At 66.1% G+C, this 22,989-nt stretch carries 19 protein-coding genes; 6 read left to right on the top strand and 13 right to left on the bottom strand.

Annotation, left to right across the window (positions count from 1 at the left end):
* Window positions 1-4 precede the first annotated feature (4 nt).
* From ccsB to ACN9MV_RS06535, 3 genes are all read right to left on the bottom strand, one after another.
* Complete coding sequence (gene ccsB / locus ACN9MV_RS06545; protein ID WP_093048512.1) at window positions 5-1,321, bottom strand: c-type cytochrome biogenesis protein CcsB; 1,317 nt, start codon at window positions 1,319-1,321, stop codon at window positions 5-7.
* Entirely contained in the window at window positions 1,318-3,489 is a 2,172-nt protein-coding gene (locus ACN9MV_RS06540; protein WP_093075894.1) for a cytochrome c biogenesis protein ResB, read from the bottom strand. The genes ccsB and ACN9MV_RS06540 overlap by 4 nt, the downstream gene beginning before the upstream one ends.
* Window positions 3,490-3,608: 119 nt before the next feature.
* A complete protein-coding gene (locus ACN9MV_RS06535; RefSeq protein WP_093075895.1) occupies window positions 3,609-4,289 on the bottom strand; it encodes a c-type cytochrome in 681 nt (226 codons plus the stop codon).
* Window positions 4,290-4,361: 72 nt separating this feature from the next.
* On the opposite strand from ACN9MV_RS06535, the gene yihA reads away from it, so the two are divergent.
* Both yihA and ACN9MV_RS06525 read left to right on the top strand, forming a co-directional pair.
* Entirely contained in the window at window positions 4,362-5,111 is a 750-nt protein-coding gene (gene yihA / locus ACN9MV_RS06530; protein ID WP_093048504.1) for a ribosome biogenesis GTP-binding protein YihA/YsxC, read from the top strand.
* Window positions 5,112-5,196: 85 nt separating this feature from the next.
* The gene (locus tag ACN9MV_RS06525; RefSeq protein ID WP_426391641.1) at window positions 5,197-6,111 is read left to right on the top strand and encodes an alpha/beta fold hydrolase; all 915 of its coding nucleotides are present in this window, start codon (window positions 5,197-5,199) and stop codon (window positions 6,109-6,111) included.
* Here the strand turns inward: ACN9MV_RS06525 and ACN9MV_RS06520 are convergent.
* Window positions 6,105-6,989, bottom strand: coding sequence for a lipid A biosynthesis acyltransferase (locus ACN9MV_RS06520; RefSeq protein WP_093048494.1), 885 nt, complete (start codon window positions 6,987-6,989; stop codon window positions 6,105-6,107). The genes ACN9MV_RS06525 and ACN9MV_RS06520 overlap by 7 nt on opposite strands.
* A complete protein-coding gene (locus ACN9MV_RS06515; RefSeq protein ID WP_093048491.1) occupies window positions 6,986-7,876 on the bottom strand; it encodes a lysophospholipid acyltransferase family protein in 891 nt (296 codons plus the stop codon). The genes ACN9MV_RS06520 and ACN9MV_RS06515 overlap by 4 nt, the downstream gene beginning before the upstream one ends.
* Window positions 7,877-8,092: 216 nt before the next feature.
* On the opposite strand from ACN9MV_RS06515, the gene metK reads away from it, so the two are divergent.
* Window positions 8,093-9,277 (top strand): methionine adenosyltransferase, encoded by a 1,185-nt coding sequence (gene metK / locus ACN9MV_RS06510; protein ID WP_093050301.1) that lies wholly within the window; start codon window positions 8,093-8,095, stop codon window positions 9,275-9,277.
* 21 nt (window positions 9,278-9,298) lie between these two features.
* Here the strand turns inward: metK and ACN9MV_RS06505 are convergent, their stop codons facing one another.
* The 4 genes from ACN9MV_RS06505 to ACN9MV_RS06490 form a co-directional block, all read right to left on the bottom strand.
* A complete protein-coding gene (locus ACN9MV_RS06505) occupies window positions 9,299-11,437 on the bottom strand; it encodes a TonB-dependent receptor domain-containing protein (protein WP_426391640.1) in 2,139 nt (712 codons plus the stop codon).
* A 63-nt stretch (window positions 11,438-11,500) separates the two neighbouring features.
* The gene (locus tag ACN9MV_RS06500) at window positions 11,501-11,698 is read right to left on the bottom strand and encodes a hypothetical protein (RefSeq protein WP_093048485.1); all 198 of its coding nucleotides are present in this window, start codon (window positions 11,696-11,698) and stop codon (window positions 11,501-11,503) included.
* A complete protein-coding gene (locus ACN9MV_RS06495) occupies window positions 11,695-12,885 on the bottom strand; it encodes a PepSY-associated TM helix domain-containing protein (RefSeq protein WP_426391639.1) in 1,191 nt (396 codons plus the stop codon). The genes ACN9MV_RS06500 and ACN9MV_RS06495 overlap by 4 nt, the downstream gene beginning before the upstream one ends.
* A 30-nt stretch (window positions 12,886-12,915) precedes the next feature.
* Window positions 12,916-14,991 (bottom strand): TonB-dependent siderophore receptor, encoded by a 2,076-nt coding sequence (locus ACN9MV_RS06490; protein ID WP_426391638.1) that lies wholly within the window; start codon window positions 14,989-14,991, stop codon window positions 12,916-12,918.
* A gap of 182 nt (window positions 14,992-15,173) precedes the next feature.
* On the opposite strand from ACN9MV_RS06490, the gene ACN9MV_RS06485 reads away from it, so the two are divergent.
* Window positions 15,174-16,775, top strand: a complete 1,602-nt coding sequence (locus ACN9MV_RS06485; protein WP_426391637.1) for a phospholipase D family protein — start codon at window positions 15,174-15,176, stop codon at window positions 16,773-16,775.
* Window positions 16,776-16,787: 12 nt separating this feature from the next.
* Here the strand turns inward: ACN9MV_RS06485 and ACN9MV_RS06480 are convergent, their stop codons facing one another.
* Together ACN9MV_RS06480 and ACN9MV_RS06475 are read right to left on the bottom strand one after the other, a co-directional pair.
* Window positions 16,788-17,318, bottom strand: a complete 531-nt coding sequence (locus tag ACN9MV_RS06480; RefSeq protein WP_426391636.1) for an RBBP9/YdeN family alpha/beta hydrolase — start codon at window positions 17,316-17,318, stop codon at window positions 16,788-16,790.
* Window positions 17,319-17,435: 117 nt separating this feature from the next.
* Window positions 17,436-18,404 carry a zinc-binding alcohol dehydrogenase family protein gene (locus ACN9MV_RS06475; RefSeq protein WP_426391635.1) on the bottom strand — a complete coding sequence of 323 codons (969 nt, stop codon included), beginning with the start codon at window positions 18,402-18,404 and terminating at the stop codon, window positions 17,436-17,438.
* Between the two features lie 110 nt (window positions 18,405-18,514).
* On the opposite strand from ACN9MV_RS06475, the gene ACN9MV_RS06470 reads away from it, so the two are divergent.
* Window positions 18,515-19,183 carry a response regulator transcription factor gene (locus tag ACN9MV_RS06470; RefSeq protein ID WP_093075909.1) on the top strand — a complete coding sequence of 223 codons (669 nt, stop codon included), beginning with the start codon at window positions 18,515-18,517 and terminating at the stop codon, window positions 19,181-19,183.
* Window positions 19,180-20,586, top strand: a complete 1,407-nt coding sequence (locus tag ACN9MV_RS06465; RefSeq protein ID WP_426391634.1) for an ATP-binding protein — start codon at window positions 19,180-19,182, stop codon at window positions 20,584-20,586. Before ACN9MV_RS06470 ends, ACN9MV_RS06465 begins: the two co-directional genes overlap by 4 nt.
* Here ACN9MV_RS06465 and ACN9MV_RS06460 read toward each other — a convergent pair.
* Entirely contained in the window at window positions 20,574-21,398 is an 825-nt protein-coding gene (locus ACN9MV_RS06460) for a MipA/OmpV family protein (RefSeq protein WP_093172524.1), read from the bottom strand. The genes ACN9MV_RS06465 and ACN9MV_RS06460 overlap by 13 nt on opposite strands.
* Window positions 21,399-21,548: 150 nt before the next feature.
* Window positions 21,549-22,976: a dihydropyrimidinase gene (gene hydA, locus ACN9MV_RS06455; protein WP_426391633.1), complete on the bottom strand. Its 1,428-nt coding sequence runs from the start codon at window positions 22,974-22,976 to the stop codon at window positions 21,549-21,551.
* Window positions 22,977-22,989 lie beyond the last annotated feature (13 nt).

Raw genomic sequence — 22,989 nt, 5'->3', positions numbered from 1 at the left:
GCGTCTACAGCGTGCCGTAGCTGTGCAGCCCGCTCAGGAACATGTTCACGCCAAGGAAGGCGAAAGTGGTGACCGCCAGCCCGCCCAGTGCCCACCAGGCCGCCACGGTGCCGCGCAGGCCCTTCACGAGCCGCATGTGCAGCCAGGCCGCGTAGTTGAGCCAGACGATCAGCGCCCAGGTTTCCTTCGGGTCCCAGCTCCAGTAGCCGCCCCAGGCATCGGCCGCCCACAGGGCGCCCAGCACTGTGGCGATGGTGAAGAAGGCGAAGCCGACGGTGATCGACTTGTACATGACGTCGTCGAGCACGTCGTTGGCCGGCAGGCGCGCCGCGATGCGCTTGCGCCCCAGCAGGATGCCCGCCGCGATCAGCGCCGAGATGCCTGCATAGACCACCCAGTAGCTGCCGCCAGCTTCCTGCACGCGCTGGCGGAACGCCACCGGCACGAAGCACAGCGCCACGCCCAGCAGCCAGATCGGCGTGAGCTTGTACCAGCGCGTCTCGTTGGCCTGCTCCTTGATGAGATAGGCGAAGGCGACCATGGCCGACAGCGCGAAGGTGCCGTAGCCGATGAAGTTGGCCGGCACGTGCAGCTTCATCCACCAGCTCTGCAGTGCAGGCACCAGCGGCTGGATTTCATGCGCCTCGCGCACGATCGTGTACCAGAGCAGAAAGCCGACCGCCGCGCTCACCACCAGCATCACGAAGGCGCCGAGCGCGCGCGTGTTGTAGCGCTCTTCGAAGTAAAGGTAGAACGTGGCCGTCAGCCAGCAGAACAGCACGAACACTTCGTACAGGTTGCTGACCGGGATGTGGCCGATGTCCGGGCCGAGCAGGTGGCTTTCATACCAGCGCACCATGGTGCCGATCAGCGCCATCGTCACTGCAGCCCAGGTCAGGCGCGAGCCGATCATGTCGAAAGCATCCGACTGCTTGCCGCCGAAGAAGCCGAGCCAGTAGAACAGCGTACCCATGAAGAACAGCACGCTCATCCAGAGGATGGCCGACTGGCTCGACAAAAAGTACTTGAGCCAGAACACCGTGTCGGCGCGTGCCAGGTCGCCCTGGTACGACGCGATGGCCAGCAGCGACGCCGCGGCCACCACGATGGCCAGCACGCGCAACGGCCGCCAGAACCAGCCGATGGAGATCATCGCGATCACCGCGGCGACGAGGATCGGCTTCTCGTAATAGTCCATCGACCCCGCATAGCGCGCGAACGCGAACAGGCCGCCGGCCAGCACCAGCGCCGCAAACACCCAGTCGAACAGGTTGCGGCGCGAGAGCCAGCTTTCATTGAGCGTGAGGGTCGTGGTGTTCATGGTGTCTCGGGTTCTGTCTTGTTCAGGGCGAGCAGCTTGTGCTTGAGGTGCTCGAATTCGCGGTCACTGTCCATGGTCTTGCGATTGACCGAGAACGCCATCGTGGCCGCCGTGGCACCGTCGGTCCCGTTGCCATCGGGCGTCAGCCACACCCAGAGGCGCCGCTCACGGACGTACAGCATGGCAAAAATCCCGACGATCAGCAACAGACAGCCCAGATAGACGACGTTCTTGCCAGGGGCGCGCGCCACCTGGAACACGCTGGCCTGCACCTGGGTGAAGTCGGTCATCATCATCGCGACCGGGGCCGGGTAGAAGTGCGCGTCGCTGATGGCCAGCACGGCCTGGGTCAGGTAGGCCTGCGACTTCTCGTCGTTCGGCAGCGCGGCCAGGCCGGCGCCTTCGCGGCTCAGGTTGAGCACTTCGAACAGCACATCGTTCAGGATGCGCACCAGCACGCCGCCTGCGCGCTCGCGCTCGGCCTCGGGCACGTTGACTTCCATGAACTCTGCAATCGCCTGCCAGCCGCCTGCGGTGGTGGCGTCGGCCTTGGCACGCTCGCTGCCCGAGAACAGCGCCAGCGCGCGCGCGGCCGACACGCGCAGCTGCTCGGCCATTTCAGGACGCTTGGGGTCGGTCGCCTTGGCGATGTAGCGCTCGATGGCACGCGCGCGGGTGTCGGCGTCGCCGAGTGCGGCGCGCATGCGCACGAAACCATCCATCGAGCCCTGCTCGTCGGCCGGCACGCGCAGGTAGCGGAACGGGTCTTCGGGCTTCTCGCGCATGCCGAGCAGGAACACCGGCTGGCCGTCGCCGGTGTCGACCGGCACCATGTAGTTTTGATACTCGCGCGCCTGGCCGGCAGCATCGCGCAGCTTGTAGCCGATGCTCGGGCCGATGTTGCGCAGCACCTTCGGCTTGTTGGTCTTGTTGGCGGCGCCCAAGCGCGATTCGATGTCGTGGCGCAGGTCGACCTTGCGCACGTCGGCGCCGCTGCCCATGGCGCCGGCGTCGGCGAAGTTCTCGACGTTGATCACGCGCAGCGCAGCGTATTCGAGCGTGAGCTTGTCCTTGCCGTTGGTGATCTCGGTGCTCGGGCCGCCGATGATGCCTTCCACTTCGAAAGACTTGGCAGCGGCCGCCATCGGCACTGCCTTGAGCTTCACCTTCGAGCCGCCATCGTCGAAGCTCGACTGGTAGATCTCCACGCCCTTGTAGCTGGCCGGGTGGTTGACCTCGATGCGCGCGGGCACCTGCTCGCCGGTCTCGCGGTCGTGCAGCACCACCTCGCTCGCGAAAAGCTTGGGCATGCCGGTCGAGTAGTAGTCGACGATGAACTTCTTCAGCTCGATGGAGAACGGCAGCTCCTGCAGCAGCACGCCGTCGGACTGGTTCAGGATGGCCACGCTGCCCTGCCCGCCCTCGGGCACGAGGATGTTGCCGCGGAAGGTCGGGTTGCTGGCGGACAGGCGGTGCTCCGGCGCCACGTCGGCGATCATGCCGCCGCCGGTGAACACGCTCTTGCCGTTGAACCAGGTCTGCGCGCGCACCACGAGGTCGCCGTCGAGCAGGCCGCCGATGCACACCAGCACGATCGCGCTGTGGGCCGCGATGTAGCCGAGCTTGTGGGCGCCGCCGGCGCGCGCCGCGACCATCCAGCCTGCGGAAGTCGGCCGGCTGCCATCGACGGCCTCGCGCTGCTGCAGCTTGACCTTCCAGCCGCCGCTCACCAGCAGCTGCCCGATGCGGTTGGCCGCTGCTTCGGGCGTTTCACCGAGCCGGTTCTCAGCACGCTGGCCGAAGGCCTTCAGGCTCTGCGCACGGATGTCTTCCTTGAAGGTCTTGAGGTCGACCAGGATGCGCGGCGTGTTGCGCGCAATGCACAGCGTGGTGCTGATCACGAGGAACAGCAGGATCAGCAGGAACCACCAGGCGCTGTAGATGGAGTCGAGCCGCGCCGCGCGGAACAGCTCGGCCCAGAACGGACCGAACTGGTTGATGTAGTTGTTGATCGGCTCGTGCTGCTTGAGCACGGTGCCGATGATCGACGCGATGCAGATGATGGTGAGCAGCGCGATCGCGAAGCGCATCGACGAAAACAGCTCCACCGCAGCGCGAAGCATGTGCGGGCCGCGATGAACGCGAAGGCCATGGGTGGAGACGGACATCGGGCGAAGGTAAGGGAAGAAGGGAAGAAAGCAAAAAGGCGGGCCATCCTGCTGGATCGGCCCGCCCTTTGTTTGGGGTTGTTGTCGGCGGTTAGTTCACGCTCTGGAGCGCATCGTCATCAGCGCAAGCCGGCGATGTAGTCCGCCACGGCGGCAATTTCGCGGTCGTTGAGCTTGGCAGCGACGCCTGTCATGGGGCCGCTGTTGGTACGCACGGGAGTGCCGTCGCCACGGAAGGCCTTGAGCTGGGCCACGGTGTAGTCGGCGTTCTGGCCGCCCAGGCGCGGGTATTGAGCGGGCAAGCCGGCGCCGTTGGGGCTGTGGCAGCCGGCGCAGGCGGGGATGGAGCGCTCACCGATACCGCCGCGGTAGATCTTCTCGCCCAAGGCCACGGTGTCCTTGCTCTTCGAGAAGCCGGTCTTGACCTTCTTCGAGGCCACGAACCAGGCGATGTCGCGCATGTCCTGGTCGCTGAGGTTCGCGGCCATGGGACTCATGACGCTGTTCTTGCGCTTGCCGGACTTGAAGTCTTCCAGCTGCTTGAGGATGTATTCGGGATGCTGTTGCGCCAGCTTGGGATTGGCCGCGATGGTCGAGTTGCCGTCGGCGTTGTGGCACGAGGCGCAGCTCTGCACTGTTGGAGTGCTCGCATTGAACAGCGTGTCCCCCTTGGCGGGGTCCGGCTTGGCCGGTTTTGCAGGCGCCGCGGCCGGAGCAGCCGCGTGTTCATCGGCTGCAAAACTCGCGCTGGATGCGATGCCCACGAGGGCTGCAAGCAGAATATTGGCAAACAACTTCATATCGGGGGCTTCGAATTTATGGCGCAAAACCTCACGATTCTACAATGTGGGTCTTGTTTCGAAAGTCCGTAGATGCCCTCCCCGCGCGCCAAGCCCGCTGCCTATCCTCCCCGCGCGGCCCCCGCCGCGGACCCCCAGGTCGCTGAACGCGAGCGCGTTGCGCTCGGCTGGCTGCACACCGCCCACTTCCTCACCAGCGCCCCCCAGCTGGAGCATCTGCCCCCGGTCGACCTGCCCGAGATCGCCTTCGTCGGCCGCTCCAACGCAGGCAAGTCGACCGCCATCAACACCCTCACGCAGCAGACGCGCTTGGCGTTCGCCTCCAAGACGCCCGGCCGCACCCAGCACATCAACCTGTTCGGCATCGGCAAGCAGAAGGTAGACGACGCGGTGCTGGCCGACCTGCCCGGCTACGGCTATGCGGCCGTTCCGCGCGAAGCCAAGCTGCGCTGGCAGCGCGTGATGGGCAACTACCTGATGACGCGCGAAAGCCTGCGCGGCGTGGTGCTGATGTGCGACCCGCGCCACGGCCTGACCGAGCTCGACGAGATCCTGCTCGACGTGATCCGCCCGCGCGTGGAACAGGGCCTCAAGTTCCTCGTGCTGCTGACCAAGTCCGACAAGCTCACGCGCAGCGAAGCCGCCAAGGTGCTGTCCATTACGCGACTGAACGCCGGCGGCGGCGAGGTGAAACTGTTCTCGGCCTTGAAGAAGCAGGGCGTTGGCGAAGCAGCCGAACTGCTGTGGCGCTGGGTGCATCCGGATGGGGCTGCCGCACCGGCAACGCCATCGGAGCCGCCGGCGGAGCCAGAAGAGGCCTGATCACAAAACAGGCTGTACCGACCGTCCCATCTGCGCAGTTCACTATCAAAACAATAGCGACAGTCAACCCAAGGAGACAAGAAGCATGATCGAGACCTTCCAACGCAGCCTGCCCAACGGCACCACCCTGAGCTGCCGCGCCGCCGGCAAGCCGGGCCAGCCGCTGATGGTGTTCCTCCACGGCTTCCCGGAGGCCGCGTTCATCTGGGACGAACTGCTCGACTACTTCGCGGACCCCGCCCACGGCGGCTACCGCTGCGTGGCGCCCAACCTGCGCGGTTTCGAAAAGTCGAGCGCGCCGACGGAAGTGGCGGCCTACAAGGCTCACCTGCTGATTCAGGACATCCAGCAACTCGTCGCGACCGAAAGCGCCGATGGCACCATGGCCGCGCTGGTGGCCCACGACTGGGGCGGCGCCTTTGCCTGGGGCTATGCCAACGCATTCCCGCAGCAGGTCGGCAAGCTGGTCATCATCAATTCGCCGCACCCAGGCACCTTCACCCGCGAACTGCGCAACAGCCCGGAACAGCAGCAAGCCAGCGCCTACATGAACTTCCTCGCGCGCCCCGACGCCGAGGGGCTGCTCGCGGCCGACGACTTCAAGCGCATGTGGCCCTTCTTCCTGCTGATGAAGGCCGGCCCGGACGGCTTCGGCTGGCTCACCGAAGAAGTGAAGCAGAAGTACCGCGAAGTCTGGAGTGCGGGCCTCACGGGCGCCTGCAACCTCTACCGCGTGACGCCGATGAAGCCGCCGCTGCCGGGCCAGACCATCGACAGCATCCCCGTGCTGCCGCGCGAACGGCTCACGGTGGAAGTGCCGACCTTCGTGTTCTGGGCGCTCGACGACGCGGCGCTGCTGCCCGGGCTGCTCGAAGGGCTGGGAGACTATGTGCCGAAGCTCGAGGTGAAGAAGGTGCCGAACGCGACCCACTGGATCGTGCACGAGCAACCACAGCTGGTCGCCCGCGAGATCGAAGGCTTCCTGCAGCGCGCTCAGTAAATAGGAGCCTCGCCCTCCGGGCGGGTCTTGAACCGCCGATGCACCCAGTAGTACTGGGCAGGCATCGTGTCGATGTAGCCCTGCAGCCGCGTGTTCATGAGCGTGGTGTCGGCCTCGACGTCGTCGGTCGGGAAGTTCTGCCAGGTCGGCAGGATCTCGATCTCGTAGCCCCCGGGCGTGAGCTTCGACACCACCGGCACCACCTTGGCCTTGCCCAGCCGCGCGAATCGCGACAGCGAGGGCACGGTGGCCGCCTGCACGCCGTAGAACGGCACGAAGATGGTCTGGTCGCGCCCGAAATCCATGTCGGGCAGCAGGTACAGCAGGCCGCCCTTGCGCAGGCCTTGCAGCACGGGCTTGATGCCGTCCACCCGGTTGAGTGCCGCCACGTCGCCGAAGCGGGTGCGGCCTTCACGGATCCAGGCATCGACCATGGGGTCGCGCTGGGTCGTGTAGATGGTGGCCGAGGGGCGCGCCGTGTGCATGGTCAGGGCGGTGGCCGCGGCGTCGAGGCCATAGAAGTGCGGCGCGAACAGTATCATCGGCTCGTCGCCGTCGGCGATCTCGCGGATCTCCGAAGCGGCCCCGACCACCTTGAGCCGACTCGCCACCACCTTCTCGGGTGCATGCCAGAGCCAGCTGCGGTCCAGCCATGACTGCGCCACGTAGACGAAGGTCTCGCGCGCGATGGCGCGCCGCTCGGCCTCCGATTTCTCGGGGAAGCACACCGCCAGGTTGGTATCGACCACTCGCCGCCGCGGCACGGCGACGGTGTGGAGGATACGGCCGAGGAATGCGCCAAAGCCGCGTACGAGCGGCAACGGCAGCGGCGCGATCACGCGCATGAAGCCGATGCCGAGTCGGGAACCGAGGCTCATGCGGCCTCCCCGGCGGCAGCGGCCACGCGCTCGGCGCGCGGCTCCTTGTAACGGGCGTAGTCCCACACGTACTGGCCCGGCAGGCTGTGGATCAGCCGGCCGATGGCGTCGTTCATGGCCGCGGCCGCGTCCTCGATGGAAGCCGACGGGTCGGTCAGCGCCGTGCCGACGATGGGTTCGAAGCGGATCACGTAGCCCGCGCCGTTCGGCAGGCGCTCGCACACGCTCAGGAAGCAGGCCGCGCCGGTCTGTTGCGCGAGGCGGGGAAGCAAGGTCATGGTGTAGGCCGGGCGCCCCAGGAACGGCGCCCATACGCCCTGCCCCAACGGCGGCACCTGGTCAGGCAGGATGCCGGTGTAGCCCCCGCCGCGCAGCGTGCGGATCAGGCCGCGCACGCCGCTGTTGTTGGTAGGCAGCGTCTGCAGGCCGGGCCGGTCGCGCGAGCCGGCGGCGATCAGGTCGGCCATCCATTTCTTGCGCGCGGGGCGAAACAGCGCCGTGATCGGCCCGTAGGCCGCGAGAAAGCGCTCGCCGATGGCCTGGCCGCACATCTCCCAGCTGCCGAGATGCGGCGCCACCAGGATCACGCCCTTTTTGGCCTGCATGGCCGCCTCGAAGGCCTCGACGCCCTCCCAGCGCACCACACGGTGCAGCACGGTCTGGCCCTGAGGGCGCAGCCAGAGCCAGGGCAGCTCGGAAGCCATCTTGCCGGCGGCGGCAATGGCGGGACGGTACTGGTCGGGGGCGAAGCCCGCGCTCTCGGCGTTGGCCTTGAAGCGGCGGCGGTAGTCCGGCGCGCTCCACCAGACCAGCCAGCCCAGCATGGCGCCGAGTCGATGCATCAACGGCATCGGCACGCGGGCAAGCAGGCGGAACAGGGTGATCATTGAAAACGGGAGGGGGTCAAAAAACGGACGCGCGCGCATGGTATTGCGCGGCTCGAATAGAATGCAAATTGTCGCCGAGTTACGGAACAACTTGCAGGGCGACAAACACAAGCGCGAAGCGATTGTGCCCCCGCCGATTCATCGGCATCTGCTAAAGCGTTCGCCATGGCTCCGCAGAGTTGGCAACGCGCCAACCACTTCAAGGAGTTTGAACAAATGGCGAACGATTTCCTCTTCACTTCCGAATCGGTTTCCGAAGGCCACCCCGACAAGGTAGCCGACCAGATCTCGGATGCCATCCTGGACGCGATCTTCGAGCAGGACCCCCGCAGCCGCGTGGCCGCCGAGACGCTGACCAACACCGGCCTGGTCGTGCTAGCTGGCGAAATCACGACCAACGCGCACGTCGACTACATCCAGGTGGCGCGCGACACCATCAAGCGCATCGGCTACGACAACACCGAGTACGGCATCGACTACAAGGGTTGCGCCGTGATGGTCTGCTACGACAAGCAGTCCAACGACATCGCCCAGGGCGTGGACCATGCCAGCGACGACCACCTGAACACCGGCGCCGGCGACCAGGGCCTGATGTTCGGCTACGCCTGCGACGAAACGCCCGAGCTGATGCCCGCGCCCATCTACTACGCGCACCGCCTCGTCGAGCGCCAGGCCCAGCTGCGCAAGGACGGCCGCCTGCCCTTCCTGCGCCCCGACGCCAAGAGCCAGGTCACGATGCGCTACGTGGACGGCAAGCCGCACAGCATTGACACCGTGGTGCTCTCCACCCAGCACAGCCCCGACCAGAGCGAAACCTCGACCAAGATGAAGGCCTCGTTCAACGAAGCCATCATCGAGGAGATCATCAAGCCCGTGCTGCCCAAGGAATGGCTCAAGGACACGCGCTACCTGATCAACCCGACCGGCCGCTTCGTCATCGGCGGCCCGCAGGGCGACTGCGGCCTCACCGGCCGCAAGATCATCGTCGACACCTACGGCGGCGCCTGCCCGCACGGTGGTGGCGCGTTCTCCGGCAAGGACCCGTCGAAGGTCGACCGCTCGGCTGCCTATGCCGCGCGCTACGTGGCCAAGAACATCGTGGCCGCCGGCCTGGCGCGCCAGTGCCAGATCCAGGTGGCGTACGCCATCGGCGTGGCCCAGCCGATGAACATCACGGTCTACACCGAAGGCACCGGCGTGATCCCCGACGACAAGATCGCCGAACTCGTGCGCGAGCACTTCGACCTGCGTCCGAAGGGCATCATCCAGATGCTCGACCTGCTGCGCCCGATCTACCAGAAGACCGCCGCCTACGGCCACTTCGGCCGTGAAGAGCCCGAGTTCACCTGGGAAGCGACGACGCAGGCGCCAGCACTGCGCGCAGCTGCCGGCCTCAAGTAAGAAGCAAGAAACGGCGGTGGGTCAGAAGCGGTAAGCGCCGCTCAAACCCACCGTCCAGTTGCGGCCCGGCGCAGGCTCGTAATAGCGCGCATTGCCCTCGTTGACGATGACCGAGCCCACGTAGCGCCGGTCGAACAGGTTGTCGACACGCGCGAAGGCGTTGAACTCCCAACGCTCCCATTTCTTCAGATAGCCCGCATACATCGCCGCGACGGCATAGCCCGGCGCGCTCGCGGTGTTGACGTCATTGGCCTGCATTCGGCCCAGCGCACGCATCTCGACGCCGGCGCGCCAGCCCTCGGGCGGCACCCAGCCCAACGATGCGAACAACGATTGCCGCGCAATGCCCGGAATGCGATTGCCCGCTGCCACAGTGTTCGCAGCCGCGCACGGAGACGGCGAACAGAAGGCATCGCGATACGTCGCGTCCAGCCACGTGTAGGCCAGCTGCGTGCGCCAGTGATTCGCAGTCTCGTGCTGCCAACCCAGCTCGAAGCCGTTGCGCCTGGTGCGGCCCGCGTTCTGGAAGGTCGCGCGGCCGCCGACGTTGGTGTCCGTGACGATCTCGTCGCGCGTGCGGGTCTGGAACAGCGCCGCCGTCAGCAGGCCGCCCGCAAGCCGCGCCTTGGCCCCGACCTCGATGCTGTCGTTCACCGACGGCCGCAGCGCGAAGTTGAGCCCGCTCGCGCCGTTCGCCCGATAGGAGAGTTCGTTCAGCGTCGGCGTCTCGAAGCCACGCCCGATGGAGCCGTACAGCGCCAGGTCCGGAGTCGCCTGGTAGCGCAGCGAAGCCACCGGCAGTGTTTTGCTGTAGCGCGCACTGCCGCTGTCGTCGCGGTTCGCGCCCACGATGTAGCGGTCCTGCGAGTTGAAATGCACGCTGCTGCGACGCACGCCGGCTTCGAGCGTCCAGCGGTCGGTAAAGCGCCAGGTGGCTTGCGCGTAAGGATCGAGGTTCCAGGCTTCGTTGAGCTCGTTGCGCCTGAGCCGCCCCTGCACGCCGAGCACCGGTGCTGAAACCGGCCCGAGGTAGTTCTCATAGCCACGCCGCTTTTCGCGCAGGCTGTCATAGGCAAGGCCCGCCACCACGTCGAGTGGCCGGTCGGCCAGCGTAAGCGCGGCGCTCCAGCGCAGGTCCACGCCGCCGTACTGCCGCGACAGGTCGATCACGCCGCCCGCGTGCAGCGGGCTCTGCTGCGCAGATGGCGGGATCGACTGGAACTGCGTGGTCTTGCGCTCGCCGCCGTAGACCATGAGGCGCAGCCCCTGCTGCGCGTTGATGCGGTGCTCGTAGAGCAGACCGGCCTGCGTCTGCTCCACCGTCTTGCGGGTGTCGTATTGCGTGGCCAGCGGGGCGTTGCGCGGTGCCAGGGCGTACTGGTCGGCCGTGAGGCCCAGCGGATCCTGCGCGTCGATGCGCACGCTGTTGAAGATCAGCGTCAGCTTGTCGCCGTTGTCCAGCGCGATGCCGAGCTTGCCGTTGGCAATGTCGCGCCGCGCCGCGCTGTGCTCGCGCCAGCCGTCGGTGTGGAAGCGGCTCGCGTCGAGCAGATAGTCCACCGCCCCCTGCGATCCGCTCAGTTGCAGCGACTGCCGCCAGGTGCCGAAGCTGCCACCCGCGAGCGAGTACGCCAACCGCGGCGCGCCCTCGCCCGAAGCGGTGAATGCCTGCACCACGCCACCCGACGAGTTGCCATACAGCGCCGAGAACGGCCCGCGCAGCACTTCGACCCGGTCCAGCGAGCCGATGTCGATGTTCGAAGTCTGCCCCTGGCCATCGGGCAAGGTCGCGGGAATGCCATCGACATACAGCCGTACGCCACGCACGCCGAAGGTCGAGCGCGCGCCGAAGCCACGGATCGACAGCTGCAGGTCCTGCGCGTAGTTCAGCCGGTTCTGCACCTGCAGCCCCGGCACCGCTCCGAGGCTTTCCGAAAGATTGACCTGCAGGCGGCTGTCGCGCATCTCGTCGCCATCGACACGGTCTACCGAGCCTGGCACGTTGAAAGGCGCGACTTCGCCGCGTGGCGTGGAGACAGTGATCTCGCGCAGACGCGCGCCGCTGGTGTCAGGATCGGCCGATGGCTCCTGCTGGGCCTGCGCGGCCAGCGGAACACCCAGCAAGAGAAGGCAGGCGGCGGCAACGGGCGCAGGTTTCATCGCGCCGATTCTGCTTCGGCGCACCAGTTACGCGTGTCGCGGTGGCGCGACTCTCAGGGAAAACTAGCGCTCCGGCGCCTTGCGCCAGCCATACCAGGCGCCCACCACGCACGGAATGCCCAGTGCGATCCACGCCAGGATGTCGCCCAGCCCGCCATCGCTGAAGAGTGCCGAGATCAGCCCGAAGGTGGTCAGCAGGCCGAGCACGATCGGCCAGCCCCACATGCGCCAGAAGCTTTGATGGTGTTGATGCGGCTTCATGCCTGAACCTTCATCGCCGGAGCCGGCTCGCCCTGCGGGGCGGCAGGCGCATGCTGCTCATGCGCAGCCGTCTTCTTGCCGGACGCAGGCACGGGGTTGCCCCGCTTGAGCCAGAGATACAGCCCGCTGCCCAGCACGATGATGGTCGCTATGTCGAGCAGCGCCCAGATGATCTGCATCGGCATGCCGCCGTAGTCGCCGAAGTGCAGCGGCTGCGACACCAGCAGCGCCCAGAGGTACCAGGGCAGCTTCGGCGACGCGGTCACCTGCGCCGTCTTGGCGTCGACCAGCACCGGCTGGAAGAGCTTCGAGGTGAAGGGCTCGTTGCCGCGCAGGAAGAAGGTGGTGTGATGCGGGCTCGAGAACGACGTGCCCGGGAACGCGATGAACGACAGCTTCGTGCCGGGCGCCTTCTGCATCGCGGCGTCCATCGAGCGCTGCACCGAGCCGCGTTCGTTCACCGCCACGATGGGCTCGTTCTTGTAAGGGGTGAGAAGTGCGCTGAGCTGGTCGTATTGCCAGTACTTGATGAGCAGGTCGGCCCACGTGTTGATCATGCCGGTGGCGCCCACCACGAACACCCACACCAGCGTGACGATGCCCAGCAGGTTGTGCAGGTCGAGCCACTTCAGGCGTGGCCGCTTCTCGCGCCGCACCGTGCCGAAGTCGAGCTTGCGCATGAAGGGCGAATACAGCACCACGCCCGAGACGACGGCCACCAGCAGCAGCAGGCCCATGAAGCCGAGGAACAGCTTGCCCGGCAGCCCGGCAAAGAGGTCGACGTGCAGCTTGAACATCACGTACATGAAGCCTTCGTCGAACTTGGGCTGCGCGAGCACTTCGCCCGTGCGCGCATCGACCGCGACCGACTTGAAGTCGTCCGTGGCTTCCGGCGTGGGCGTGAGCGTGACGAACCACAGGCCGTCGTCGTCCTCGGGCTGCGAGGCGAACTGCACCACGCGGTCGGGGTGCTTCGCCTTCGCGATGTCGAGCACGCGATCGAGGCTGATGTGCGGCGTGCCCGCCGGCATCTTCGGCGCCTCGACCTCGGTGCCGAGCAGGTGGCCGATCTCGTGGTGGAAGATCAGCGGCAGCCCCGTGATGCACAGCAGCAGCATGAACACCGTGCACACGAGGCTGCTCCACTTGTGCACCCAGGCCCAGGTCTTGATCTTTCGGCTGTTCATGTCGTGGTGGCTCTGATGGAGAAAGGGATTCTAGAAACGGTAGGTGGCGCTTGCGACGATGTTGCGGCGCGAGCCGTACCAGCAGTCACCACGCGACAGGCAGGTGCTGAAGTAGACCTTGTCCGTCACGTTGTTGATGTTGAGCGCATAGCGCCAGGCGGCGGTCTCGTAGGCGAACACGAGATCGGCCAGCGCAACGCCCGGTATGCGCGGACCCACGCCCGACTGCATGTCGCGGAACGAACTCATCATGCGCAGCCCGGCACCGGCCGAGAAGCCGCTCACGCCGCCGACCGAGAACTTGTACTTGGCCCAGACGCTCGCCTGGTGCTTGGGCAGGCCCTCGATCAGCGCGTCGGCGTCGGTGTAGTTGTAGTGGGCAATGAGGTCGAGGTTCGGGCCGATCGAGCCCTTGGCTTCCAGCTCCACGCCGCGGGTCTTGGTTTCGCCGAGCTGCGTGAACACCTTGGGCTGCGGCTCGCTGATCTGGTTCTTCTCGCGCAGGTCGTAGACCGCGGCGCTGAAGGCCAGGGCGCGGTCCTTGGGCTCGTATTTCACGCCCACTTCCCATTGCTCGCCGCGCAGCGGACTGAAGATGCGGCCTTCGCGCGCAGCCTGCGGCGTGAACGACTCGCTGTAGCTCAGGTACGGCGACCAGCCGGAGGGCGAGGCGTACATCAGGCCGAGGCGCTTGGTGGTGGCGCTGCTCTTCTCGTCGTTGCTGCCCGCAGCGCTGGACACGGCCCTGTCGTGCCGAAGGCCCGCCACGAAGATCCAGTTGTCGAGCTTGATCTGGTCCTGCAGATAGACGCCCGTCTGGCGCTGGCGGGTGCGTGGCCGCGCGTCGCGCACGGGCTCGTCGAGATGGCCGTAGACCGGCGCATAGACGTCGATGGTGTCGAACGTCGTTCCGACCCAGACGTTCTCGCGCTGGCGTGCGAAGTCCGCACCCACGAGCAGCGTGTGCTTCAGGGCGCCGGTCTGGAAGTGGCCCTCGACGTGGTTGTCGAGCGTCTGCGTGCGGTTGCGCGTGAGCGAGCTGTCGTAGTAGCGGCCCAGCACGCGCTTGAAGATCGGGTCGGTGGCATCCCAGCTTTCGGCCCCCGCGAACGCGCCGCCGTAGTGGTAGCGGTTGTCGTTTTCGTTGCGCGCGTAGCGGAAGTTCTGGCGCAGCGTCCAGCTGTCGTTGAACTTGTGCTCGAACTGCCAGCCGAAGGTCTTGCGCTCGCTGTCGTAGTAGTCGCCCGGTTCGCCGATGAAGCGGCTGGTTGGAAGACGTCCGTTCGGGTTCGGCAACAAGGTGCCCTCCCAGGGCAGGAACTGCGAGCTGCTGCCGCTCTTGTCCTTCTGCCAGAGGCCTTGCAGCGTCAGCGAGGTCATGGCGTTAGGCCGCCAGGTCAGCGAAGGCGCGATCACGCTGCGGTCGTCGGGCACGTAGTCGACCTGCGTGTCGGACTTGCGCTGCAGCGCGATCAGGCGGTACGACAGGGAGCCGTCAGCGTTCAGCGGGCCGGTGAGGTCGGCCTGGATCTGCTTGCGGCCGAAGCTGCCGAACTGCACGCCCACTTCGCGCTGGGCCTCCTGCAGCGGGCGCTTGCTCACCATGTTGACCACGCCGGCGGCCGTGCCCGCGCCGAACAGCATGCCCGAGGGGCCGCGCAGCACTTCGAGGCGCTCCAGCGTGTAGGGCTCGGTGCGGGTGGTGCTGGTGTAGTAGCCGTAGGCCTGGCGCAGGCCGTCGAGGTAGACGTCGGGGGTGGAGCCTCGCACCCGCACGGAGTCGGTTCGCGAATCGAGGCCGTAGGCGTCGGAGCGCACGCCGGCCGCGTAGTTGAGCGCGTCCTGCACGTTGATCGCGCCCTGGTCGACCATCTGGTCGCGCGTGATCACGGTCACGGACTGGGGCGTTTCCGACAGCGGCGTGTCGGTCTTGGTGGCGGTGACCGCATTTTTCGCGCGGTAGCCGATCACCGGCGTGGTCGCCGTCTCGGCTTCGGCATTCGCGTCGACCCGCACTTCGGGCAGCGAGCCCGCATTCGTCGTCTGGGCCAGCACCTGGTGCTGTGTGGAAATCGCCAGGCACCCCATCAGCACCAACCTCTTCATTCCTGCTCCACTCCTCGAAATTTTGATTAATACGAACGATTCGCATTTTAGTCGTGACAAATTTCCGCTTCCTCCAATCACCGCCCTGAGTGAAGGGCGTTGCGTTGCGAAATTGCGTCTTCGGGTTAGGGGTGAACCGGCTACCATGCCGCCCGCACGCTTCCCGTGCGTTGGCAGCCCTCATGCTCAAGCTCATTGCCTTTCTGTTTCCCGCGCTGCGCGGTCCGGCTTTGCGGCTGATGGTCCTTGCGACTGCCATTGCGCTGACCGGCTGCGCCGGCCTCCCGCCGCGCACGCCCGAACCGCCGACGCTGGCCATTGCGGCCTCGCCCGCCACCGAGCTCGGCCGCGCGGCCGTCAGCCTCAACTCCCCGCCCGATGGCCTGACCAGCATGCGGCCGCTGATCGAAGCCTCCTTCGCGCTCGATGCACGGCTGGAGCTGATGCGGCGCGCCAAGTCGTCGCTCGACATCCAGACCTACCAGCTCGGCAACGACAAGACCGGTCGCCTGCTGCTGCGCGAAATGCGCAATGCCGCCCGGCGCGGCGTGCGCGTGCGGCTGCTGCTCGACGACTTCTACACGGCCGGCATGGACCGCCTGCTGCTGGGCCTGGCCGCCGAGCCCAATGCCGAGATCCGGCTGTTCAACCCCTTCGTGAACGCGCGCGACCATTCGTCGGGGCGCTGGCTGGAGTTCTTCTCCGACTTCAGGCGGCTCAACCACCGCATGCACAACAAGCTGTTCGTGGCCGACGGCGCCATGGCCATCGCGGGCGGCCGCAACCTGGCCGACGAATACTTCCTGCGCAGCGAGAGCGCGAACTTCATCGATTTCGAGGTGCTGCTGGCCGGCCCGGTGGTCCCCGAGTCCGCCGCCATCTTCGACACCTACTGGAACAGCGACGTGGTCTACCCCCTGCAAAGGGTGGCCAGCACCAGCCGAACGCCTCAGGAGTTGAAAACCGACTTCGAGGAAGCGACCTCCCCCACCCACGCACCGCCGCCCGACCCGCTGGCCGCCACCGACCTGCTCGGCGACCCGCCACTGGCCGCCCAGCTCGCCAACATCGACGAGGCCAAGTGGATGCGCGCCGAGGCCCATGCCTCCGCCGACAGCCCCAACAAGGCACTGGGCGTCATGGCGCATCCCACGGAGTCGCTGGCGCAGCGCTTTCACGAAATGCTGGCCACGGCCCAGTCGAACGTGGTGGTGATCTCGCCCTACTTCATTCCCGGCGACGAGGGCATGGAACGCATCCGCATGGGCCGCGACCACGGCGTGAACATCACCGTCATCACCAACTCGCTGGCCGACAGCGACGAGCCACTGGTCAACATCAACTACAACCGCTACCGCGTCGACATGCTCAAGCTGGGCGTGAACCTGTACGAGGTCAGCACCCAGCAGCTGCGGCGCAGCGGCCAGTTCCGCGACCTGCTCAAGAAGGCGCGCGGCCGCCTGCACGCCAAGCTGGCACTGGTCGACCGGCAGTGGGTGCTGCTCGGCTCGATGAACCTCGACCCGCGTTCCGCCCGGCTCAACACCGAGTTCGGCGTGCGCGTGCGCAGCTTCGACCTGACACAGGCACTGCTCTTCGCCTACCAGCTCGACGACATCGAGGGCGTCTACCGCGTCACGCTCAAGCCCGATGGCCAGAACGTGCAATGGGTCGGCACGGGCGACGTCGACAACGAAGTGCTCGACAGCGAGCCGGATTCGAGCATGCTGACAAGGCTGCAGCTGCTGCTGTTCTCGTGGTTCGTGCCCACGGACCAGCTGTAGGCAGCGCCCGGTTCAGAGCAAGCGCTGCAGCAGGCGGTAGCCCTCGGGCCAGTCGCCGAGGCCGCTGGCAGCGTTGATGTGCCCACGCGCTCCCACCTCGACGAACTCGCTGCCCCAGGCGCGTGCGCGCTCGCTCGCGTAAGCCGTGCTGCCATACGGATCGTCATTGCTGGCGACCACGATGCTCGGAAACGGCAGTCGGGCGGACGGCAGCGGCTCGAACCCCAGCGACGTTTCCGCCGGATAGGCAGCCGCCTGAGGGTCGGGGACTGCGACGAGCAATGCGCCTCGAATCCGGGGCGTGCACCGCATCGCCCAATGCACCACGGCCAGGCAACCCAGGCTGTGCGCCACGACCACGAGATCGCGGCCCAACCCGCCAGCCTGCTGCTCCAGCGCCGAGACCCAGTCGTCGCAAACCGCCCGATCCCAGTCATCGACCTGCAACCGGAGCCATTCCGGTCGAGTCGACTGCCAGATGCTCTGCCAATGCGCAGGGCCTGAATTGCCGTGCCCAGGCACGACAAAGACTGGATTTTTCATTCGCGGTTCTCCCGTTGAGCGATGCGCTTCAGTCTATGAAGCGCGACACCTCAACCGGAAGAGCAAGGCATTCGAAGGCGCAGCCGAAAACCTTCAAGTCATCGGCAATGCGGTCTGCTACACGACCACCACCAGCTTGCCGGCCGCACTGTTGCTCTCCATCTTCGTGTGGGCTTCGACGATCTCGTCGAAGCCGTACACATGGTCGATGGGCACGCTGAGCTTGCCCGCGCTCACGCCGTCAAGAAAGCCCTGAAGCACCGAGGCAGGCAGGTCGGAGGCATCGCCGGAGTACGCGCAAAGCCGCACGAGGTTCTTCAGGTAGCCGATCGGATAGAAGTCCTTGACCAGCCACTCGTTCGACAGCATTCCGGTGAAGCAGACGACGCCCCTGGGCCGAACCGCCCGCAAGGTGTCGGGCAACGCAGGCGTGCCGACCAACTCCAGTGCGAGATCCACGCCACCCGGCAGGATCTTCCGGACCTGCGAAGCCACGTCGCCGTCATCGACGATCACATGGTCGACCCCGGCAGCCGTGAGCACGTCCCGCTTTGCAGCGTTGCGCGTTGTCGAGAAGACCACGAGGCCGCGCTGCCTGGCCAGAATGGCAGTCGCCAGGCCAACCGACGAAGTCCCGCCCCGCACCAGGATCGATTGGCCAGGTTGCGCATCGAGCGCGCTGACCAGCGAGCCATAGGCCGTCTGCAGCATCTCGGGCACGGCGCCGAGTGTGCTCCAGGGAAGCGTGCTCCTGAACGGAATCACCTGGCTGGCCGGCACGCAGGTGTACTCGGCATAGCCGCCGTCGTAGGTGCGTCCCATGTTCCCCATCACCGCAACCACTTGCTGGTCGACCGCGAACTCGCCTCCGGGGCATTCGGCGACCTGCCCGCAGGCTTCGATGCCGAGCACCCGGGGAAATGTCACGCCTTCCGCCAGCCCCAGCCGCGTATGAAGCTCTGATCGATTGAGCCCGAACGCGCGGACCTTGATGAGCACCTGCCCCTTGAGCGGCGTCGGTATGGGCAGCTCGCGATAGTGCAGCGCTTCGGGCGGCCCGGGCGCATCCAGCACGATGGCTCGCATGGTTCTACTCGCAACTTCGTTCATGGCCTTCTCGCACATCTTAAAAAGTCATTAATGATCCTGGCGCATCATCCGGGCTGTTTCGTTCGGCCACAAGAAATTCCGCTCTCATGCACCTGCTCCTCGTAGAAGACGACGACATGCTGGGTGAAGCCGTGTGCGATGGCGCGCGCCAGAGCGGCTGGTCCATCGACCGTGTCGGCAATGCATCAGCCGCCCGGATCGCCCTGATCGACCATGCCTATGCAGCCGTGCTGCTGGACCTGGGCCTGCCAGGCGGAGAGTCGGGCTTGACGGTGCTGCGGTCGATGCGAAGCCGCTACGACCCGACACCGGTCCTGATTCTCACGGCGCGAGATCAGTTGAGCGAGCGCATCCACGGCCTCGACGCGGGCGCCGACGACTACCTCGTCAAGCCCTTCCAGTTCGACGAACTGTGGGCACGTGTGCGTTCGGTCATTCGCCGCAGCCAGGGTCGCGTGATACCCGTTTTTTCCCGTGGCGACGTCACGGTCGACCGCAGTCGCCGCGTGGTCACCAAGGCCGGCGTCGATGTGCCGTTGAGCGCGCACGAGTACCGCACCCTGCTCGCCTTGCTGGAACGCCCCGGCCACGTCGTCACGCGCGATCAACTGCAGGATGTGGTCTACGGAACGGCCAGCGTCGTCGAGAGCAACACCATTGCCGTGTTCATCCACCAGTTGCGCCGCAAGCTCGGCGACGACCTGATCCGCACCGTTCACGGCCATGGCTATGTCGTCGGCCAGCCTCCGCCGTGAAGTCGAAGTCGCTCTATGCGCGAATGATCCTGATGCTCGGGGCGACCATCGTCCTGGGCTGGATCGTGGCGTTCGCGGTGCTTTTCGCGTATCTCGCGCACAACAAAGCCAGCATCTGGGACGACAAGCTCAAGGTCATTGCCACTCGCATCCTGCTGACAATTCCGGCCGACAAGGACATGGTTGTGACGGGGCCAGGGCTGCAACTGCGGGACCCCGCGCTGGCAGAGAGCGAGCAACTCGTCTTCCAAGTCTGGATCGATCGCAAGCGGTTGTCCGTGCGTACGCCCGGAGCTCCCGAATCGCCGCTGCGGCCAGGCTTCGAGGATGGCATCACCACCACGGTGATCGAGGGAAGACGATGGCGTGTCTATTCGGTCTCGGATTCCAAAGGCCGGATCTATGTACAGGTCGGCAACCTCCACAGCGTGGTGGACGCCGAAATGCAGCGCCAGGCCCTGACCGGGCTGGTACTCAGCACCATCCTGTTGCTGATCGTGGGCGCGCTGATGTGGCTGGTGGTACGCAGCTCGCTCAAGCCAGTGGTGGCGCTGGAAGCTGCCATGCGAAGCCGGCGCAGGTTCGACCTCACGCCGCTGTCCTCGGCCGCGCTGCCGCGCGAGCTGCATCCGCTGGTCGCGTCGTTCAATCGTCTGCTGGAGCAGCTTTCCGAATCGATCGAGGGCGAGCGTCGCTTCATCGGCGATGCCGCCCACGAGCTGCGCACGCCCCTGGCTGCGCTGCAGGCGCAGGCCCAGATCGCGCTGCGCGCGAACACCGCCGCCGACAAGGACGTGGCACTGACCAAGCTGCTTCGGGTCGCACAGAGCAGCTCGCGGTTGTCCGAACAGTTGCTCGACCTGGCACGACTGAATGCGAGTGCCAATGCTCCGCAGCACATGCGGGCAGACCTGAGCGATCTCATCCTGCACGTGACCCGCGATTTCGACACCCATGCCCTGCAGCAGGAGCGCTCGATCCTGCTCGATATTCACAAATGCACCATCCACTGCAACATCGACGAGATGGGCATCCTGCTGCGCAACCTGATCGACAACGCGCTGCGCTACACGCCGAAAGGCGGGCGCGTCCGGATCAGTTGCGGCCATGAGCTGCCGGCCGGACGGGAAGAAGCACACCACAAGGTCTACCTCGAAGTAGCGGACGATGGGCCCGGGGTGCCGCTGTCGGAACGCAAGGCGATCTTCGAGCGCTTCCATCGGGCTGCCGGCACTTCCACGCGCGGCAGCGGCATCGGCCTGTCGCTGGTGGCTGGAATCGCCCAGCTGCATCATGCGACCATCGAAACCGGGGATGGACTGGAGGGGCGCGGCTTTGCCATCCGGGTGGTGTTCCCGGCGGCGGCAGCGCCGCCCCCGTCGACCTCTTCTCAGAACCTGTAGACGTACCCGAGGCGCACGCCGGTCTGGTTCGACCGGCTGACCAAAGGGCTGTTCTTGATGCCGCTGCCGAAGCTGGTCGCGCTCACGTCCAGGAAAACTGTCTGCTTCGGCGCCACGGCGTAGTCCACGCGCAGGCCCACTTCGATGTTGGCGGTAGCCTTGCCGGCATATTCGGGCCGGTCGGATCGGGCCTCGGCCGCCGTCACGCCGTAGTAGTAGTCGACGTACTTGCGGTCGACCCAATGCGCGGCCAGGCGCGGCGTGAAGCCGAAGGCACCCGAAGAAAAGCGCCGGTCGATCTGCACCTTGAACCGCGTTCCCTTGCTGTTGCCCGACCCGTCGGCCAGCAGTTCGGCCGACAGGTTGGCAATGTCGTTGCGCCAGATGGCTGCCCCGCCCAGCCACAGGCTGCCCTTGCGCTTTTCCATGCCGCCGAAATAGGGCGAATCGTCGGCCTCATAGCCATCGCCCGCGTAGCGCGCACGCAGCCGCAAAGAGACAGGCCCTACGGACGTCAGCTTCAAATCGGCACTCGGGAACGCAACGCTGACCCACTTGTTCTCGTAGGTGAGCATGGGGATGGCCAGGCCCTTGTTGTCGAAGTCGCGATAGGGCTTGCGCTCCATGCCAGCGGCAATGCCGATGCCCCATTGCGAACCCGCTTCGGAGAGCTGGTCTTGTGCAACTTGCGCCCATGCCGACGAAACGCATGCCGCAGAGGCGACGCCCGCAGCGATGGTTCTGAAAGGTATGCGCGCGCGGCTGTTCTTTTCTCGGCTCGAAAGACAGTTTGACTTCAGGTGGTTCAGCATGGAGGCTCCAGTACGAATGGTCGGCGACAGACACCATGTCGTCGCCTTCTGGAGCCGATGCTGAAGGGATGGCTTTAATAAGTTTTTAGCTGTTTTAAGATTTGATTAACCGGTTCGCAATGTCATCGACTGGCGGCCTCCGGCGTTCTCTCAACGACGCCTGGGCATCAACGTCGGCACGCCGCAGGCCAGCAGTTCGCCGCGCCCCTGGTGCGAATGAAAGCTGCTGCCGTCCCACACCACCTCGCCGCGGCTCAGCGTCACGCCCGGCCAGGCCTTGAGCCGCATGCCTTCGTAGGGCGTGTAGTCGACCTCATGGTGCAGCTGCTCGTTCTTCAGCACGAAGTCGCGTTCGTCCCAGATCACGATGTCTGCATCGGAACCCACCGCGATCGTTCCCTTGCGCGGATGCAGACCGTAGGCCTTGGCCGGGCCCGTGGCCGTGAGTTCGACAAAACGGTTGGCCGTCATCCGGCCCGAGAGCACGCCTTCGGACCACAGCAGCGGCATGCGCGTCTCGATGCCCGGAATACCGTTGGGAATGTGGCGGAACGCGACCTCTTCGCCACCGGGCTTCTTGCCTTCCGGTGCGTCGTACTTGAACGGTGCATGGTCAGACGAGAACACGGTGAAGAGCCCGTCGTTGAGTCCGTCCCAGATCACCTGCTGGTTGGCCTTGTCGCGCGGCGGCGGGCTGCAGACGCACTTCGCGCCCTTGTAGCTGTCGTCGATGCCCAGGTCTTCAGCGGTGAGGAACAGGTACTGCGGGCAGGTCTCGGCGAACACGTTCAGGCCGTGCGCGCGCGCCCAGCGGATCTGCTCGACGGCCTCGCGGCCCGACACGTGCACGATCAGGATCGGAACATCGACCAGTTCGGCCAGCGCAATGGCGCGGTGCGTCGCCTCGCGCTCCACCAGCATCGGCCGCGCATGCGCGTGAAAGCGCGGCGCGGTGCGGCCTGCGGCCTCGAGCCGCTTGGTCAGCCACTCGATGCAGTCGGAGTTCTCGGCATGCAGCATCGCCATTGCGCCGTGTTCACGCGCCACCGCCAGCACGTCGAGGATCTGGCCGTCGTCGAGCTTCATGTCGTCGTAGGTCATGTAGATCTTGAAAGACGTGAAGCCTTCCTTGATCAGCGCCGGCAACTCTTCCTTCAGCACCGTGGGCGTCGGGTCGCTCACGATCAGGTGGAAGGCGTAGTCGACGTGGGCCTTGCCGGCGGCGCGGCCACGATAGTCCTCGACCGCAGCGCGCAGCGACTGGCCCTTCTGCTGCGCGGCGAACGGAATCACGGTCGTCGTGCCTCCGCAAGCCGCCGAACGCGTGCCGGTGTCGAAGTCGTCGGCGTTGCGCGTGGGCGGTGGCATCGGCTGGTCGAGATGGCAGTGGGCATCCACGCCGCCCGGCGTCACGGTGCGGCCCGCCGCGTCGATCTCGCGCGCGGCGGGGCCGAGCTTCGCCCCGAGCTGCACGATGCGCCCTTCGCTGATGCCGATATCGCAATCGAAGGTGTCTGAAGCGGTAACGACGCGCGCATTGCGCACGACAAGGTCGAAGTCGGAGGTTGAAGTGGACATGGTTCAGATGAAT

The organism is Variovorax sp. R-27 (assembly GCF_049913215.1).
Lineage (GTDB): Bacteria > Pseudomonadota > Gammaproteobacteria > Burkholderiales > Burkholderiaceae_C > Variovorax.
This window is presented reverse-complemented; position numbering and strand designations above follow the sequence as displayed.